Origin of the sequence: Enterococcus sp. 22-H-5-01 (assembly GCF_050310005.1) — a bacterium.
Taxonomy (GTDB): Bacteria; Bacillota; Bacilli; order Lactobacillales; family Enterococcaceae; genus Enterococcus_A; species Enterococcus_A hailinensis.
This window is the reverse complement of record NZ_CP189993.1, coordinates 20,365-36,888: the sequence shown is the minus strand read 5'-3', so window position 1 is coordinate 36,888 and position 16,524 is coordinate 20,365. Positions and strand designations below refer to the sequence as shown.

Annotated in this window: 17 protein-coding genes, 1 tRNA gene and 1 other annotated feature; of the genes, 4 read left to right on the top strand and 14 right to left on the bottom strand. The window is 38.7% G+C overall.

Features of this window, described 5'->3' with window-relative positions:
• The 13 genes from ACQKTA_RS00195 to rplU all read right to left on the bottom strand — a co-directional run bounded on the left by ACQKTA_RS00195 (window position 1) and on the right by rplU (window position 13,521).
• A complete protein-coding gene (locus ACQKTA_RS00195) occupies window positions 1–438 on the bottom strand; it encodes a PTS sugar transporter subunit IIA (protein ID WP_427814551.1) in 438 nt (145 codons plus the stop codon).
• A gap of 24 nt (window positions 439–462) precedes the next feature.
• Complete coding sequence (locus ACQKTA_RS00190; RefSeq protein ID WP_427813770.1) at window positions 463–2,514, bottom strand: BglG family transcription antiterminator; 2,052 nt, start codon at window positions 2,512–2,514, stop codon at window positions 463–465.
• An 86-nt stretch (window positions 2,515–2,600) separates the two neighbouring features.
• The gene (locus ACQKTA_RS00185; RefSeq protein WP_427813769.1) at window positions 2,601–4,361 is read right to left on the bottom strand and encodes a PTS mannitol transporter subunit IICBA; all 1,761 of its coding nucleotides are present in this window, start codon (window positions 4,359–4,361) and stop codon (window positions 2,601–2,603) included.
• A gap of 155 nt (window positions 4,362–4,516) precedes the next feature.
• Window positions 4,517–4,888: a DUF956 family protein gene (locus tag ACQKTA_RS00180; RefSeq protein WP_427813768.1), complete on the bottom strand. Its 372-nt coding sequence runs from the start codon at window positions 4,886–4,888 to the stop codon at window positions 4,517–4,519.
• A gap of 110 nt (window positions 4,889–4,998) precedes the next feature.
• Window positions 4,999–5,910 carry a PTS system mannose/fructose/sorbose family transporter subunit IID gene (locus ACQKTA_RS00175; RefSeq protein WP_427813767.1) on the bottom strand — a complete coding sequence of 304 codons (912 nt, stop codon included), beginning with the start codon at window positions 5,908–5,910 and terminating at the stop codon, window positions 4,999–5,001.
• A 21-nt stretch (window positions 5,911–5,931) separates the two neighbouring features.
• Complete coding sequence (locus ACQKTA_RS00170) at window positions 5,932–6,735, bottom strand: PTS mannose/fructose/sorbose transporter subunit IIC (protein WP_427813766.1); 804 nt, start codon at window positions 6,733–6,735, stop codon at window positions 5,932–5,934.
• Between the two features lie 32 nt (window positions 6,736–6,767).
• Window positions 6,768–7,757: a mannose/fructose/sorbose PTS transporter subunit IIA gene (locus ACQKTA_RS00165; protein WP_332580048.1), complete on the bottom strand. Its 990-nt coding sequence runs from the start codon at window positions 7,755–7,757 to the stop codon at window positions 6,768–6,770.
• Between the two features lie 75 nt (window positions 7,758–7,832).
• Window positions 7,833–8,333 (bottom strand): PTS system mannose/fructose/N-acetylgalactosamine-transporter subunit IIB, encoded by a 501-nt coding sequence (locus ACQKTA_RS00160; protein ID WP_332580047.1) that lies wholly within the window; start codon window positions 8,331–8,333, stop codon window positions 7,833–7,835.
• Window positions 8,334–8,546: 213 nt separating this feature from the next.
• Complete coding sequence (locus ACQKTA_RS00155; RefSeq protein ID WP_427813765.1) at window positions 8,547–11,324, bottom strand: sigma-54-dependent transcriptional regulator; 2,778 nt, start codon at window positions 11,322–11,324, stop codon at window positions 8,547–8,549.
• Window positions 11,325–11,638: 314 nt separating this feature from the next.
• Window positions 11,639–12,349, bottom strand: a complete 711-nt coding sequence (locus tag ACQKTA_RS00150; RefSeq protein WP_427813764.1) for a putative ABC transporter permease — start codon at window positions 12,347–12,349, stop codon at window positions 11,639–11,641.
• A 185-nt stretch (window positions 12,350–12,534) separates the two neighbouring features.
• The gene (gene rpmA, locus ACQKTA_RS00145) at window positions 12,535–12,828 is read right to left on the bottom strand and encodes a 50S ribosomal protein L27 (RefSeq protein ID WP_010779981.1); all 294 of its coding nucleotides are present in this window, start codon (window positions 12,826–12,828) and stop codon (window positions 12,535–12,537) included.
• Window positions 12,829–12,840: 12 nt separating this feature from the next.
• Entirely contained in the window at window positions 12,841–13,191 is a 351-nt protein-coding gene (locus ACQKTA_RS00140; RefSeq protein WP_332580044.1) for a ribosomal-processing cysteine protease Prp, read from the bottom strand.
• A 21-nt stretch (window positions 13,192–13,212) separates the two neighbouring features.
• Window positions 13,213–13,521, bottom strand: a complete 309-nt coding sequence (gene rplU, locus ACQKTA_RS00135) for a 50S ribosomal protein L21 (protein WP_137602969.1) — start codon at window positions 13,519–13,521, stop codon at window positions 13,213–13,215.
• A 20-nt stretch (window positions 13,522–13,541) separates the two neighbouring features.
• Window positions 13,542–13,613, bottom strand: a sequence feature (ribosomal protein L21 leader region).
• A 195-nt stretch (window positions 13,614–13,808) separates the two neighbouring features.
• On the opposite strand from rplU, the gene ACQKTA_RS00130 reads away from it, so the two are divergent.
• The 4 genes from ACQKTA_RS00130 to ACQKTA_RS00115 all read left to right on the top strand — a co-directional run bounded on the left by ACQKTA_RS00130 (window position 13,809) and on the right by ACQKTA_RS00115 (window position 16,193).
• Complete coding sequence (locus ACQKTA_RS00130; RefSeq protein WP_332580043.1) at window positions 13,809–14,456, top strand: uracil-DNA glycosylase; 648 nt, start codon at window positions 13,809–13,811, stop codon at window positions 14,454–14,456.
• Entirely contained in the window at window positions 14,456–15,124 is a 669-nt protein-coding gene (locus ACQKTA_RS00125; protein WP_427813763.1) for an O-methyltransferase, read from the top strand. The genes ACQKTA_RS00130 and ACQKTA_RS00125 overlap by 1 nt, the downstream gene beginning before the upstream one ends.
• Before the next feature lie 98 nt (window positions 15,125–15,222).
• Window positions 15,223–16,059: an alpha/beta hydrolase gene (locus ACQKTA_RS00120; protein ID WP_427813762.1), complete on the top strand. Its 837-nt coding sequence runs from the start codon at window positions 15,223–15,225 to the stop codon at window positions 16,057–16,059.
• Window positions 16,060–16,119: 60 nt separating this feature from the next.
• Window positions 16,120–16,193, top strand: a tRNA-Arg gene (locus tag ACQKTA_RS00115).
• Window positions 16,194–16,246: 53 nt separating this feature from the next.
• On the opposite strand, the gene ACQKTA_RS00110 is transcribed toward ACQKTA_RS00115, so the two are convergent.
• Window positions 16,247–16,513: a Na+-transporting malonate decarboxylase, carboxybiotin decarboxylase subunit, madB gene (locus tag ACQKTA_RS00110; RefSeq protein WP_332580040.1), complete on the bottom strand. Its 267-nt coding sequence runs from the start codon at window positions 16,511–16,513 to the stop codon at window positions 16,247–16,249.
• Window positions 16,514–16,524: the final 11 nt, after the last annotated feature.

Below are 16,524 nucleotides of genomic sequence, written 5' to 3'. Positions count from 1 at the left end.
CTATTCTACCTCCTGAAGATAGCCCATGACTTCTTCTTTTGTTTTTGCATCTACTAATTTTACAACATTTTCAACATCTGAACAAAAGATGGCAATCTTTTGCAAGATATCTAAATGTTCATTTTCGATTCCAGCGATACCAAATAGTACCATCGCTACATCATCTGTATCGTCTTTACCAAAGTGAACGCCCGTTGGGACTTGGATAACTGAAATGCCGCTTTTTTTAACGTATCGTTTTGCTTCATCTGTTCCGTGAGGGATCGCAATAAAGTTTCCCATATAAACTGAAACCAATTCGTTTCTTTCGATCATCGCATCGATGTAACCCACTTCGACACAACCTGCATCGACCAGCAATTGACCACTTGCACGAATCGCCTCTTCTTTATTCGCAAATTCTTGATCTAATAAAATCATTTCTGGCTTTAATTCCATCATAATTTCCTCCGCTTCTTATGTTTAATTTTCCCGAATTTCTTTGACGAATAACGAACTCAATAATTGATAAATGATTTCTTTATTGCCAAATTTATAAATCTCAGTATTTAGATCGCTCTCAATCACCGAGCTGCTGATCTTTCCTAATAAATGTTGTTGACTTTCAGGCATCGGATCTGGGGCTAATAATAATAAAATCCGCGTTAATTCAATACTCTTTTTATCCATTCCTTGAATCAAAAATTTCTGATCCAAATCATAGATCGTAAACAATGGCTCTTTGACATGCGCATCCGCGCAGTGGAATAGGGCAAAATTAGTATTCGGTACGCCAATCGGCGCTACTAAATATCGTTGGATCACTTTTTCCGTTACTAATGCTGCATCGGAAACGAAAGTTCCTTGCAACGGATCGATGATTTTTTTTAAGGTTTGTTCAATCGTTTCTTGTGCCTGAAAAGATTTGACATCGAAACTTTGCAGTAGATTATTAGCGATCCGCATCGTTTCATAAATCGCATCAAAGGCTTCGCTTGGCTCTTGTTCCGGCTCATCGGCCAATTCAGGTGTTTTTTCTGGATGCAGGGTTTGAATATAGTCTTTGATCTCTTTGATTTCGTCATCTAATAATAAAGGCGAAATCACTTTATACGGCAAGTGGAATCCTGGCAAGAAAACCGTCGCCAAAATCAGATCATAGCTTTTATAATCTAACTGATTCATCTCAGAAATTTTTGCAACCTGAACTTTCTCAATCTCCGTCAAATATTTATGGATTCGACTTTCTAAAATCCTTGCTGTTCCGATACCGCTAGAACATAAAACTAAAGCTGAAAGTGCTCGTCCACTAGGGTTGCGCTCAAGCGAAGTCGCGAAATGGATCACGACATACCCCAACTCATCGGCTGTAAACTGATGACCCGGAAAAACAACCGCCAATTCTTTGATGATTGCTGTAGTTAAGCCTTGGTATTTCTCACGTATTTTTTTCAGCAGTGGATTATTAGCGCTCTGAATAACGGTTAAATTCCGTTTCAAAGCAGCTGACATATGCGCTGACAGATCATTAAACAATTGTTCATCTTTACGAAAATCAATTGCTGTCGCTTCAGAAACTAAGCGAATCAATTCCTTGATTTTATATGAAAGTTCCACATCGAAACTATCAATAAAAATATTTTGCGGTCTTTTATAATTGACTCCTTCCAATTGGAAAGCAAACAATCGAACTTCTTGCGGTGGAATCGACTGCTTGATCGCCATCGCCACTTTGATCATGATTTGACTGGCGATTTGCATGCTTTCTGGTTTGGCTTTGCTGTCTTTTTCATCGATAATATAGCGTTTTTGTTCCATTCGATCGATTGATAGCGTCAACAAGACCAATACTCGTTGCAATTGATTATCTGTTACTTGTTCAAAAGATTGCCGTGAAACTTGTTCAACAATCGTATGAGCTAACACTAAATTTTTTGGATTTAATAATTTTAAAAAGAAATTATCTTTTGTTGCTTTTTCCGCCTCTAACAAATCAATGTACTTAAAGAAATCATATTCACTGACACCATTGTAAATTAAATTTCCCAATAATTGGCGTCGCTGTTTTTCCTGTCCATCAATACGGATACCTCGCCCTTTTAAGCGCTTTAATATCAAGCGATAATCGACCAAGCTTTTTTCGATTGCCGACAAGTCAGAGGTGATCGTTGCTTGACTGACCTTAAAATCAATCGCCAGACCTTCAATCGTTTCTTCTTCTTCCATTAACAGTAAAGAACAAACGATTGCACTTTGCCGTTGGACATTGTCGGTGAATAATTCTTCTTGTTTTTCTTTGATCAGTTGCTTTAAATGATCTAGATTTACACTTTCTCCTACGATGCGATACCCTTCGCCTCGCGGTTTGATAATTTGTACATCTAGTGATTTGATTGTTTTTTCTATACTCGATAGTTCACGATACACTGTTCGCTTGCTGACTTGCAAAGTAGCTTGCAATTCTTCCGAAGTGATGCCATTCGGATAGTCTAACAAAAGGGAAAGTATCTTTTTTTCGCGAATCGAAAAATACACAATATCTCCTCCAATGGATTCAAAGGGTAAAAGCAGTGAGAATCCCCACTGCTTTAAGAGTAATACGATTCTTTAAAAAAGACTACTTATTTCCTTAAGTTTTGAATGACCTGATCATATTTTTCTGAAGCAACTAAGTCAGTCAATGGTACATGCATAGCACTTGGCGCTTGTTGCTCTGCTTTGACTGTTTCATCATTATTTGTAATGATCAATGCATTTGTTTCATCTTTCAAGTCTTTGATAGCTACTACGACTACTGGATAATGCAATGAATTGTTCTTCATTAATTTCTTCAAGATCGTTGCACCCATATTCGCAGAACCTTTGACTTGGTCATATGCAAAGACAATGTGATCGACTCTTGAATAGTCGGCCAAGCCTTGTACCACATTATCTGTTAGCTTTGCTTTTGGTTCTTCAGCAGGGGCTGAATCACTTGATAAACGTTCAACGATTTCATCGTAACGTGGTGAATTCATAAAGTTTTCTACTTGAACAAACGTTGCACTTGGCGCTTTTTGAGACGCACGGTCATGCAATTCTTCTTGTGTTACGATCAATGCATTCGGATCATCGGCCAAATTATTGATTGCTGAATTTGAAACAGGTAATGACAAGCCAGCTTTTTTCACTTTATCACGTAAAACTGATGCTCCCATCGCACTTGATCCCATTCCAGCATCACATGCAAAGATGATTTTGTTTACATTACCAAACATTTCTTGATTTTCAGTTTTTACTGCAGCTTGACCTTTTGACTCTGCTTTCGCATTTGCTACAGAAGCTTGGGTTGCTGCTAAATCGTCTTCATCACTATGATCAGCTTTCAAGATAATCATTGCAACTAAGAATGATACGGCACAAGCTACTACGATACCAGCTAAGTTTGGTAAGTATCCGCCTCTTGGTGTCATTGCAAGAATAGCAAAGATCGAACCAGGAGAAGCAGCTGCTTGTAGTCCCGCACCTAGTAATTGGAAAGTGAATGTTCCAGCAACACCACCAGCCATAACAGCTAGGAATAAAAGAGGTTTCATCATTACGTATGGGAAGTAAATTTCATGAATACCACCTAAGAATTGAATGATGATTGCACCTGGTGCAGATGATTTGGCAGAACCTTTACCAAAGAATGTAAAGGCTAATAAGATACCTAGACCTGGTCCAGGGTTTGCTTCTAATAAGAATAGGATTGATTTTCCAGCTTGTGCTGCTTGCTCTGCTCCTAATGGCGTCAAAATACCATGATTGATTGCGTTGTTTAGGAACAAGATTTTCGCAGGTTCAATGAAGATATTTGCTAATGGCAATAGATGCATGTTGATGATTGTCTCAACACCCTGTGCCATTAAATGTGTAGCACCTTCTACTACAGGTCCAATCGCATAATATGCAATAATCGCTAAGGCAAAACCGATCAAACCAGAAGAAAAGTTGTTGACCAACATTTCAAAACCAGCTTTAATTTTTGCTTGGAATGCGTCATCAAATTTCTTGATGCACCATCCGCCTAAAGGACCCATGATCATCGCACCGATAAACATCGGTACGTCTGATCCTACAATAACACCCATCGTAGCGATTGCCCCAACGACTGCTCCACGTTGTCCGTGAATCATGCTACCACCGGTATATCCAATCAATAATGGCAATAAATAAGTAAGCATCGGACTTACAAGCGTTGATAATTCTTTGTTTGGCAACCACCCTGTATCAATAAACAATGCTGTAATGACACCCCAAGCAATAAATGCTCCGATGTTTGGCATGACCATCCCAGAAAGATAGCTCCCTAATCGTTGGACTTTGGCTTTTAATCCACTTTTCTGTCCAGCTTTTTCCATTTTATGTTCCTCCTCTGAATAAAAATGATTTCGTTTACATTTTTATAATACCGCTAGCGGAATCCGCTTTCAACGAATAGAAGGTATAGCTTTGGCACAGAACTTTGTGCCAAAATTAAAAAGCCGTCAACATAAGGCTAGACGGCTTTCTGATCTTATTTATGCAATTTATTTTTGACACCACGTTTGATGACATCAAAGAAACTCAACGATTGGACCATATGAGAAGGATCTACGTATTCACGAATTGCACGTAACACTTTTTTCGGTTCTTTTGAAGCAAAAGAGTATGTACCATTCTTTTTCGTTTGAATCGCATAACGAGGAATCCATTTCCCTTTGAAGACAACTGATGCCACAACATAATCGACTTCTTCCCATGGAATTTGAACAAATTTTCGTGTATCGCGATCATTGAAGAATTCAAAACCTTGATCGCCAATCATGATTTTCCCATAATCAGCAATTCCTAAGTACGAGGTAGCATCGATCGTCAAATCGATTTTTGTATTGATTGACTGAACCATTAGATCTACTCCATTTCTTTATATGTATCTTACAACGTATTATACTCAGTTTTGTTTTATTAAGCAAAAAATGCTCGGGCAAGCCCGAGCATTTTTAATGAGTGACTTTCTTACATAATACCTAATACGTGCAAGCCAACACCAACTACGAACAAACCAAGGATGATGATGATTGGAGAAACTTTTTTCTTCAATAACCACATGCAAAGTAGAGTCAATAGTAATGCAGCAAGACCAGGAATCAATTGATTCAAGTTGTCTTGTAAAGTCGTAACTTTAGAACTATCTAATGCAAGGCCAGAAGCTTGTTGAGACAACGCTTCTTTGATTCCTTGAGCACCAGCAGGTAATTTATCCCATTCGATATAAGCACCTTTGTCTAATTTAACAGTAGATACAACTGGAGTGAATTTCACGTTTACCCAACGTTCAACTAACGCCCCAAGTACGAACATCCCTAAGATAGAAGCACCTTTAGTAACTTTTTGTAATAAACCGCCTGAAAGGTCATCAGTGATTTTAGAACCAGCACGGTAGCCGAATTCTTGTGTATACCACATGAATGCCCAACGAATGATATTCCAAGCTACGAAGAAAATGATTGGTCCCATGATGTTTCCAGCTAAAGCTAGAGAAGCACCTAGAGCACCTAACATCGGACGTACAGTAAACCAGAAGACTGGGTCACCAACACCGGCTAAAGGTCCCATCATACCAACCTTAACCCCTTGGATCGCTACGTCATCAACCGGTGCGCCATTGGCACGTTCTTCTTCAAGTGCTAATGTTACCCCTAGAATTGGTGAAGCGATATATGGGTGAGTATTAAAGAATTCCAAGTGACGTTGCATTGCCAACGTACGGTCTTCTTTAGTTTTGTATAATTTTTTGATTGCTGGCATCATTGCATAACACCAACCACCATTTTGCATACGTTCATAGTTCCAAGAACCTTGAATGAAGGTAGAACGCCATGCAACGGCTAAACGATCTTTTTTCGTTAATTCGATTTTTTCTGCCATTTTATTTCTCCTCCTTCAAGATTAATAATCATTCAAAATATCGCCTAGCGGATCACCAGTATTGCCTCCGCCACCATTAGAAGAACCACCAGAACTATCTTGTAGGTTCAAGTAAATCAAAGCGAATGCAACAGCGATAACACCAAGTGCGATCAAAGTTAATTCAGAAATTGCTGCAATAGCAAAACCGATTGCGAAGAATGGCCATACTTCACGAGTAGCCATCATGTTGATAACCATTGCATAACCAACGGCTACGACCATACCACCACCGATTGCCATTCCGTCTGTTAACCATGCAGGCATAGATTCTAAGAATCCACGTACAGTGTCAGCAGGAATAACTAATAGTGCAGCAGCAGGGATTGCAATACGAACACCTTGCATTGCTACAGCGATCATATGCCACATTTCAACTTTGCGCATTTCGCCTTTTTCAGCAGCCGCATCCATCAAGTGAACGATTGGAACTGCGATAGTACGAACGATCATTGTTAAGAACAATCCAGCAACGGCTAGAGGAACTGCGATCGCAATTGCTGAAGAAACACCTTTGACTCCTTGACCACCTAAAACTAAAATAATTGCAGATGCAACAGATGCTAAAGCAGCATCCGGCGCTACAGCAGCCCCGATGTTTGCCCAACCTAAGGCGATCATTTGAAGTGAGCCGCCAAGAACGATCCCAGCTTCTAAATTACCGGTTACTAAACCGATTAATGTACATGCTACTAGCGGTTGGTGGAATTGGAATTCATCCAAGATTCCTTCCATACCAGCTAGAAAGGCAACGATTACTACTAATACCATTGAAATACCAGACATTATAAGCCCTCCTATTTAAGATAAATTGTTGCTTAAGCTTTTTTCAATTCAGCTTTTGCTTTGTTTAAGATTTCATCCATATTGGCACGAGAATCATTTGGTACTTTACGTACGTCAAATTTAATACCTTTAGCTTTTAGCTTTTCAAAAGTATCAACATCTTCTTGACCCATTGACAATACTTTACTTACTACGACTTTCCCAACTGAGTGAGCCATTGATCCAACGTTAACTTCTTCAATATTAACGCCGCCTTCAACTGCACGTAGTACATCTTCAGGATTTTCAAATAACAACAACGCTTTTGTATTACCAAAACGAGGATCTTTTGAAATTTCGATCATTTTGCTGATTGGGATAACGTTTGCTTTAACACCTGGAGGAGCAGCTTGTTCGATCAGTCTCTTACGTAGATCGTCTTTTGCTACTGCATCTGAAACAACGATGATTCGGCTAGGACCAGTTGTTTTTGTCCAAGCTGTTGCAACTTGTCCATGTAATAAACGAGAGTCCACACGAGCTAATACAAACTTGATATGTCCATCGCCAAGTACAGTTCCTTCTGGAATCGCACCTTTTGGTTGATCGTCTGCTGCTGCAACTGGTGCTGCTTCAGCTGGTTCTAATTCTTCAGGACGGATTCTTACGCCTTCTTTTGCTGTTCCAGAAATGTGAGCAGCGATTTCATGCGCAGTTTCCATTGAAAAACGTGAAGCATAAGCTTCAATAACCATTGGTAAGTTCATGCCGGCAACGATTGCCCATGTATCTTTGTGTTCTTCAAACAAGCTATTTGCTTGGTTGAACGGAGTACCACCCCAAAGATCGACTAAGAATAAAACTTGGTCTTGGTTTTCGAAAGATGCAATTGCTTCTTTCATTTTTGCTTTAACATCATCGGGTCCTTCACTCGGCATCAAAGTTACTGCTTTGACGTTTTCTTGTTCTCCAAAGATCATCGCGCCGGATTGCAAGATACCATTAGCGAATTCACCATGACTAGCAATGATAATTCCTACCATCTTTATACCTCCTACTATTATTGTTACAGCTCAAAAATATAAATAAGTTCTAAAAAACCTGTAACCGAAATTAAGTTATTGCAGCATCTTTTCTTTTTTAATCAATTGCATTAGATCTGTTTTCCGATCCGTTGGCACTTGACGAATCTCCAATTTGACACCGGCAACTTCCAGTTGTCTAAAAGAAACGACATCGTTTTCATCTAAAGAGATAAAATTAGTGATCATTTTTTTTCCTTCAGAAAAACGCATCCCGCCAATATTGACCGCTTTCAAATCAACTCCTGCTTGAACGACCTCAACCACATCTTGTGGTGAAGCAAACAGCAACATGACTTTCATTCCATCAAACAATTGATCGTGATACACTTCAACCATTTTTCTCTTTGTGACGACATTGGACTTGATTCCTGGTGGCGCAGCTTGCTTCAGGAGGAACTTACGCAACTCATCGTTAGCGACTTCATCACTGACAACTAAAATTCGGTCGATTCCTGTTGCTTTAGACCAAACTGTTGCTACTTGACCGTGAATCAAACGATCATCGATACGAGTAAGTCGAATATCCATTACCATCCCACCAACTCCTACTACTACAAGGCTTAGATGCTAAAAGACTTGTGCTACAATTTTTTTGAGTACAGTCACACACAAGTACTCACTTATAATAAAGCAAGTGCCGTGCCAAAATACACTAATAAGAAATTCTTTATTTAATAGCGTTTTTAAGATACACAAAAAGGATACAGTATACTGTATCCTTTGTTTGTGTATCATATTGTGTATCATTTAAACTTTTATTTCTTCATTATTTTTAAGTAATTGATAAATATAATAGCGTTCAGAAGTAGGAATCGTGATTCTTAATTGACTTTCTAACTCATTCAAGCCACGATTCATCCCAATATTATCTGTAAGAGCTTCATACGCCGCTCTTGTATCTAAATCGATCGTCAATGGTTGTTGTCTGATATTTCGTTCGATCACACCTGCCATGTGCATCACAAAATTTACCATCAATGCATAATTTGCCGCCTCACCGTTACTCTCGATCAGCGATTGAGCCAAACGCCATAATGGTGCAATCAATTTTCTTGGATTAATAAATGTAAAACTCTCTTCCATAAAATCCACACAGACTTGTCGGGCCTTATCCGCATCTAAAGCAACTTCTTCTTGTGCGGATAAATCATTGTCTAGTAGCAATTCATCTAAAATTTGGTCAGCATCTTGACTGATGAACTTCTCCATCGGGATATAAGGTGCACCCACTTTAGGATCCATGATTCCAGTAGTTGCTAAAAGTTTATAATTTTTTTTGAACGTCGGCACTTTCGTTTTGATGTCTGCTACTGATAAGGTCAAAACTTCGATATGTTTTAAATTCCGTTGCTTCAATGGTCGCTCAATAATTTCTTTCAATCGTTGAGCAGTTCCTTCGCCTGAAGCACAAATCGCTAAAATCGCTTGTTTTTCTTTTGGTTCTTCTTTTTCTCGGGTGATATGACCATACCCACGAAAACCTTCTAATGATTCATATAATTCATCAACACCAGAACCAAGAACACTAGATTTACGTGCTGCTTCAATCAATAATGGTGTCGTCACCATATCCAATGTACAAACTTCAATTCCCGTATCTGTTCGGATTTCTTCATTAAAGGTGGCCAATGATCCCATATCGACCATGATCAAGACACCGCTGCCTTCATCGACTTGAGTCACAGCTTCACGCATTTTTTCGTAAGTCACTCGTGGGTGCATATCTAAGGGCATATCTACTGAAAAAATATTGCTTACATCTAATAACTCACGAACAACTTGGACCATCGAAGAAGCTGTGCTATTTCCGTGTGCCGCTACCACGATCCCGATTTTTCCAGCTGATTGATCCTCTCTCAGTGAAACTAACAAGACCGTTAGATAATATTCTTCACTGTCCGGAATCGTCACTTGGAATTCATGTTCTACCAACGCTCTAATCTCTCGTGCGACCGAAAATTCTTTCGGATAATCTTTGGCCATCTCGCGAATATTGTCATTAGTCTCACGCGTTTCACCGACATTGATTTTCTTTAAGAAAGAAGAAATATGTAAACTCATCGCATAAATAAAGTTTTGCTGAAAATGCGTTTCTAATCGTTCGCTGACTAATGTCGCAATTTTATTGCTTGTTTCGATCACTCGTTTATCGACAAATTCCGTTAAACGAGTCTCTGTATCGAATGAAAAGCCATGATTCTTATAAAATGATTTCAAATGGACATTGATATCCGTTGAAATGAAATGATTGATCGTATCTTGATCCAACCCTTCATTTTTTAACAACGCCGCCTTATCTCCAATGATATCGTATAAGTTATACGGCAATTCATACGTGTCGGTCTTGATTAATTCATCGATTTCATTTGGCGTGACGACCATTTCTGGTTCTAAATAAGATGAAAAGTCAGTAGATTTGTATCGATCCGCTGAAAGCTGAACCAATCCGGATTTAATCCCTTCGGTTAGGTCATTTAAAGTAATATGAATCTCTGATTGCGTCATATGATTCATAAAACCTCGTGCACAAATCAATTGGACATTTGACTTTAGTTGTCCAACATTCCCATAAGTAACACTACCTAACAAGGCCTTTACCACATCTTCTGATAACGTGATTTTCCGTTGGATTCGATTGGCTTCCATCGCTACCATCACTCGCACTAAATCAATTTGCTCCGCAGCTGGCCGATTACTAAAAGCTGGCATCTGGATATTGATCGGTATCCGTCGAACGAACGTATCTAACAAGGCTGAATGCGGATCTTCAGTCGTTGCTCCGACGATACGCACATTTGCAAATCGATTTTTTCCACTTTCCCCTAGCCGACTATACGTCCCATGATCCATAAAATAAAAGATCATCTCTTGGCCTTCAGGCGGTAGACGATGAATTTCATCTAAGAACAACATCCCCCCATCTGCTTGTTGGATCAATCCTTCTTTTTCGGTGTCGGCTCCAGTAAAGGCTCCTTTTTCATAACCAAATAAATGACTCATCAATAATTCAGGATTATTAGCATAATCGGCACAGTTGAACACGATCAAATCATGATCTTCTTCCACAACGCCTTCTGCTTGAGCAAACTGGAACATCGCATGAGCAAAAAATGTTTTCCCAGAACCCGTGGGACCAGTAATTAAACAATTCAGGCCCCGTGGCGGATATAAAATCGCGGCTTTTGCTTGTTCCACCGCGTTACGCATACTTCCTGTCGAGCCAATAATCTGAGTAAAGACGTTCCCAGCGTTATGCTGCAGCATTTTTTTCTCAGGCGGCTCAGTTGTGTGGGTCTTTTTAGGATTGGCTTCTTCTATCGAAACTGCTCGTCCTGCAGATTGCGACGAGACAAAATAGCGGACTGGTCTGCCTTCACTTTTATTCAATTGACCTTCTTTAACGAGAAGATTCAGATCTTTACTGGCATTCGTTCGTTGGATATCCAAAGATGCTGCCACATCATTTGTTGTGACATTGGCATTTTCCAACACAAAGCGATAAATACGATCAATCCGTCGTTCCATTTAGACACCTACTTTATTAGTGTATTTAACCTCTATCAATCATCTATAGTTTTTAATAAAATGTCAAACATTCGTGTTTAAATGATACACTATTTTTATAAAAATGAAAAATATTGGTTTTTCTTTATTATATCTATCTTCTTTTAATCTAATTTTATTTTACTTTTCAGTAAATAATAAAAAACGACCGTTTCCTTCTATTATATATAGATACGTAAAAAAACTCTGACTGTTACTAACAGTCAGAGCTTTAAAATAGATGAATGTTTTTAACATATCCGCTATACAGTTCTATTGATTGTAGCCCACTGAAATTATTTCTTTCTAAAACTAATATTCGGATAGTTTTTAACCAAACGATTCAAATTATGATGTTTCAATTTCATTGGACGGTTTTTGATCAACTCGATTACCTTTTCGCGACTCTTAGATGATTTTCGATTACTAATTAGATGCTCCCATCTAAATTCTTTGATAGCCGCATTGTTGGCATCCGAGGTATCGACCACCGCTTCCACTTCTTTTTTGGTTGTAAGTGTAAAAATCAATGTCGTTAAAATATCGGCAAAAAATATAATAGCTAAAATGATTGGACCAATATTATTTGTCGCCTGATTGAATTCGTGGATCTTTTCTTGAATAACCGGATTGATTATTTTCAGTAAAAATAAGCAACCGATGCCCCAGAACAACGATACCGGAACTGCTACTCTTCCTTCGATATTCAGCGGAACTTTAGAATAATCCCATAATTTCATCCCAAAAAACTTCTCTAAAACCCAACTAGTAATAAATTCAATGATCGTAACAATTACCACGATATTAAAATACAGATTCAACAATGTCCCCGCATGCTCTGGCACTAATAAAATGACTGCCGAAACACCAAAACCATATACTGGACAGTAGGGACCTAAAAGAAATCCTCGATAAACATAATGCCTCGCTTTGATCGAACAGTAGATACTTTCCCAAATCCAACCAATAAATGAATACACAATAAACGTCATAAAAATGGCTTCCATCGTCTCTTCCTTTCACATGTTAACTTATTTTCGTCCTAAAATTATCCTACCATTAAGATCAACGATAATAAAGTCAGAACAGTATTAACAATTAACGAGCATAAAGAGCAAGAAGTTAGTTTTTGAATTTTAAATAAATAAAAAAGCCCTACCCCTTGCTAGACAAGGGATAGAGCTATCTGTAATTAAGCTTCTTGAGCTACTGGGTATACAGACACTTGTTTTTTGTCGCGACCTTTACGTTCGAAACGTACTACGCCGTCAACTTTAGCAAACAATGTGTCATCGCCACCGATACCTACGTTAACACCAGGGAAAATTTTAGTACCACGTTGGCGATAAAGAATTGATCCACCAGTAACAGTTTGACCGTCAGCACGTTTAGCACCTAAACGTTTTGATTCTGAGTCACGTCCGTTAGAAGTTGAACCGCCACCTTTTTTGTGGGCGAATAATTGTAAGTTCATATTCATTAACATGAGCTGCACCTCCTATGATTTAGATTCTGTTTGGACTTCAATGAAATCCAGATAGTCTTTTTCGATTGACTGTAAGCCTAATAATAAATGCTCTAACAATATTTGCGAGATATTCATCTGCTCTTGGGACATCGTATCGTCTAATTCTAAAGCAACATGAAGATAACCACCTTCATCTTCTTTTGTTTCGACTGTAGGAATGATCCCTGCTAGTGCATCCAAACTATTTACAGTACTGATAGCTAAAGCGGAAACGGCGGCACAAACGATATCGCTACCGTAAGGACCTGCTTCTGCATGACCAGTCAATGTAAATTCGCTGATTTGACCTGCGTCATTTCGATTGAATGTACCTTTGATCAACTTAGGCACCTTCTTTTTTTATTATGCTTTGATTGAGTCAATGACAACTTTAGTGTAAGGTTGACGATGACCTTGTTTACGGTGTGAATGTTTTTTAGGTTTGTATTTGAAAGTAACGACTTTCTTTTGTTTGCCGTGTTTTTCAACAGTTCCTTCAACAGTTGCACCTTCAACGATAGGAGCTCCTACTTTTGTAGTTTCGCCGCCTACTAAAACAACTTGATCGAAGACAACTTTTTCTCCAGCCTCAACGTCTAATTTTTCAATGTAGACTGCTTGACCTTCTTCAACTTTGATTTGTTTACCGCCAGTTTTGATGATTGCGTACATGCTTGTGGCACCTCCTTATAATAGATACTTAGACTCGCCATCCCAAGTGACCGAAGTTCTTAATAACTTGTTCTGCGCGGTTGTAGCTGTGAGTTCCACAATTACAACATTAACAGTCTACTAAAAATAATTGTCTAAGTCAATGATTATTTATTGACTCAAGGCGTTGTTTTTTCTACTATTAGAAAGATGAAAAACATTCACTATTCTATTTCTTCTTTTGTAGCTTGAAGGAAAATGAATAAACGTTGATTAATGATCCTTTTTTGAAAAGTGAGGCGTTAAGAATGAATTATCCAGAATCACTCGTCAAATTGGTAGCAACTCGCTCTGAAGGATTTCGATTAGAAGGCTTCATTGCCGGACAAGGACCGCTTCAACCAAAACTAATGCTCGTTGGTGAAGCACCCGGAAGAAATGAAGTCGTCAATCATATTCCCTTTTCTGGTGCTGCTGGCAAAGAATTATTGAAGGTCATGGCTGAGATCGGCTTGGATCGTGAGAACACTTATATCACGAGTGCTGTTCGTAGTCGTCCCTATAAAATCGTTGAACGAATCAATAGACGAACGAAAGAAAATGAACTCATTTATCCCAATCGAACACCGACTAAAAAAGAAATTTTGGCGCACGCACCGATTTTAGATTATGAGCTAGCCATCGTCCAACCGAAGATCATCGCTACCTTAGGCAATATCGGGCTGCAACGACTATTAGGGCCTAAAAAACAGATCAGCGATTGTCATGGTATTCCTTATCATGGACCAATCCTCGAACTGACTCCAGAAAATGATGCTTACCAACTAACAAACAAAACATATACTGTCTTCCCGCTTTTTCATCCAGCAGCAATTTTTTACAACCGCTCGTTGAGTGAAAAAATCCAAGAAGATTGGACAAATCTAGGAAGATTATTAAAGAAAGAGGCTGAATAATGCGTAACGAAATGATGTACCGCCCAATTATCAATGAAGATATCTTGAATTACTTGCGAACAGAGCAAAAACAATTAACTGGAAAATTAGGAGATTTGGAAGCAGTAGCTCATGAGAATGGTGTCCCCGTGATCCCTCATGAAACAGTTGTCTTTTTGCAATTTCTATTGAAACAAAAAAAACCTAAAAACGTCTTAGAAATTGGCACAGCGATCGGTTTTTCTGCAAGTTTGATGGCTGAAACGATCGGCAAGGATGCAAAAATCACAACGATTGATCGCTTTCCAGTCATGATCGAAAAAGCCAAAAAGAATTTTGATGCACTAGACTTAGCGGAGCAAGTGACTTTACTTGAAGGAGATGCGGCTGATTTATTAAGTACTTTAGAAGGACCTTACGACTTTATCTTTATGGATAGTGCCAAATCAAAATACATCACCTTTTTACCAGAATGCTTAAGAGTCCTAGCTGATGATGGTATCTTGATGGTCGATGATATTTTCCAAGCTGGTACGGTCTTACAACCGATCGAAGAAATCCCTCGTAAAAACCGTGCGATCCACCGTCATCTAAATGAATTTTTAACAGAAGTAACTAAATCACCCGAATTAACTTCTACCCTGTTACCATTAGGCGACGGTGTAGCATTGATTTCAAAAAATAAATAATCTATGGCAGAAATTTGAAGCTTTTTTGAATTTCTGCCTTTTTGCTTGTGCCTCAAAAATTTTAGCGTACACTTAGGGTTGAATGGAGGGCTGTAGCTGTGAGTAGTAAAAAAATAAGACTTAGTATCATCGTACTGTTCTTTGGTTTAATTAGTATTATTTTGTTTCAAAAACTTGACCCTGTTCATGCTTCTAGAACAAATTCAACTTTAGCTATCCCTGCTCCAGTCATCATGGTGCCAGGAACCAATGGGGATGTTGATCGTTTTGATAGTCTGATCGATTCCTTAAAACAGAATCAAAAAAATGTTGATGCCATAAAAATTACGGTCAATACCGATGATTCGATTACTGCTACTGGTAAATTCACAAAAAAAACCCACCGTCCGATCATTGTCGTCGCTTTTGAGGATGGTTCGGATCCATCTCTGCCGAAGCAATCTCGCTGGTTCCAATTGGCTTTAGCTTATGCTGAAGAACAATACACGTTCAATACCTACGATTATCTCGGGTATTCAAATGGCGGTTTAGTCATTACGGGTTATCTCGAAAATGAACAGAAAAACAATGATCCCTCGCTGAATCATTTAGTAACCTTAGGAACTCCCTACAATGATACTTCTTGGGAATACAATACCGACAGTGATACCTTCACTAAACCAAAAGCAGAGAGCGATTTGCTCCGTTATTACTTAAAAAATACTCAAAATATCCCTAAAAATATTACGATGTACAATATTGCTGGAAATGTCGACAAACAAAATACCGATACCACCGTTCCGTTAACGAGTGTCCTTGCTGGACGGATGATTTATGGCGCTAGTGAAAAATACAAAGAGATCATCGTGGACGAAGATGCTGAGCATAGTTCATTGATCGAAAACCCAGAAACACTCGATTTGCTCCAAAATTATCTTTTTGAATCGGTAAAATAACGAAATAGCATTGACAATCACCGGTAGTTTTTCTATAATAGCAATTGTTGCAAAACTACTGTCACAGTAGCTCAGCCGGATAGAGCATCCGCCTTCTAAGCGGACGGTCGGGGGTTCGAATCCCTCCTGTGATATAAAAATGTACAGAAAAAAGCTAGGAACGGGGTTCCTAGCTTTTTTTGTCTTTTTATTCTTTTTCTGTTTTTGGTGCGATCAATAATACACACATCGCGATCCCTAAAACAATAAATAAAACAGCACCCATCAAGTTCTCACGTGTTAACATTGCAAAAGCAACGGTACCGAACAAGCCAGCAACTGTAATAATGATCCCAGATTTTTGGATCGTTGTTAGATTGGCAAATGAATTTCTGAAGCCGACAGTTAATAATAATGAGCCAATGAATGAAGCGATCCCAAAAATAATGTGCCCCATTAAAATAAGGTTTTCCATTTTCTCACCTC

Coding starts and splice junctions, on each gene's coding strand:
- ACQKTA_RS00165 (WP_332580048.1), bottom strand. CDS start 7,757: ATGGTAGGAATTATCATTGCTAGTCATGGTGAATTCGCTAATGGTATC.
- ACQKTA_RS00125 (WP_427813763.1), top strand. CDS start 14,456: ATGCGTAACGAAATGATGTACCGCCCAATTATCAATGAAGATATCTTG.
- ACQKTA_RS00150 (WP_427813764.1), bottom strand. CDS start 12,349: ATGGAAGCCATTTTTATGACGTTTATTGTGTATTCATTTATTGGTTGG.
- ACQKTA_RS00160 (WP_332580047.1), bottom strand. CDS start 8,333: ATGGTAATGGATATTCGACTTACTCGTATCGATGATCGTTTGATTCAC.
- ACQKTA_RS00130 (WP_332580043.1), top strand. CDS start 13,809: ATGAATTATCCAGAATCACTCGTCAAATTGGTAGCAACTCGCTCTGAA.
- ACQKTA_RS00180 (WP_427813768.1), bottom strand. CDS start 4,888: ATGGTTCAGTCAATCAATACAAAAATCGATTTGACGATCGATGCTACC.
- ACQKTA_RS00110 (WP_332580040.1), bottom strand. CDS start 16,513: ATGGAAAACCTTATTTTAATGGGGCACATTATTTTTGGGATCGCTTCA.
- ACQKTA_RS00175 (WP_427813767.1), bottom strand. CDS start 5,910: ATGGCAGAAAAAATCGAATTAACGAAAAAAGATCGTTTAGCCGTTGCA.
- ACQKTA_RS00155 (WP_427813765.1), bottom strand. CDS start 11,324: ATGGAACGACGGATTGATCGTATTTATCGCTTTGTGTTGGAAAATGCC.
- ACQKTA_RS00195 (WP_427814551.1), bottom strand. CDS start 438: ATGGAATTAAAGCCAGAAATGATTTTATTAGATCAAGAATTTGCGAAT.
- rplU (WP_137602969.1), bottom strand. CDS start 13,521: ATGTACGCAATCATCAAAACTGGCGGTAAACAAATCAAAGTTGAAGAA.
- ACQKTA_RS00185 (WP_427813769.1), bottom strand. CDS start 4,361: ATGGAAAAAGCTGGACAGAAAAGTGGATTAAAAGCCAAAGTCCAACGA.
- rpmA (WP_010779981.1), bottom strand. CDS start 12,828: ATGTTAATGAATATGAACTTACAATTATTCGCCCACAAAAAAGGTGGC.
- ACQKTA_RS00170 (WP_427813766.1), bottom strand. CDS start 6,735: ATGTCTGGTATTTCAATGGTATTAGTAGTAATCGTTGCCTTTCTAGCT.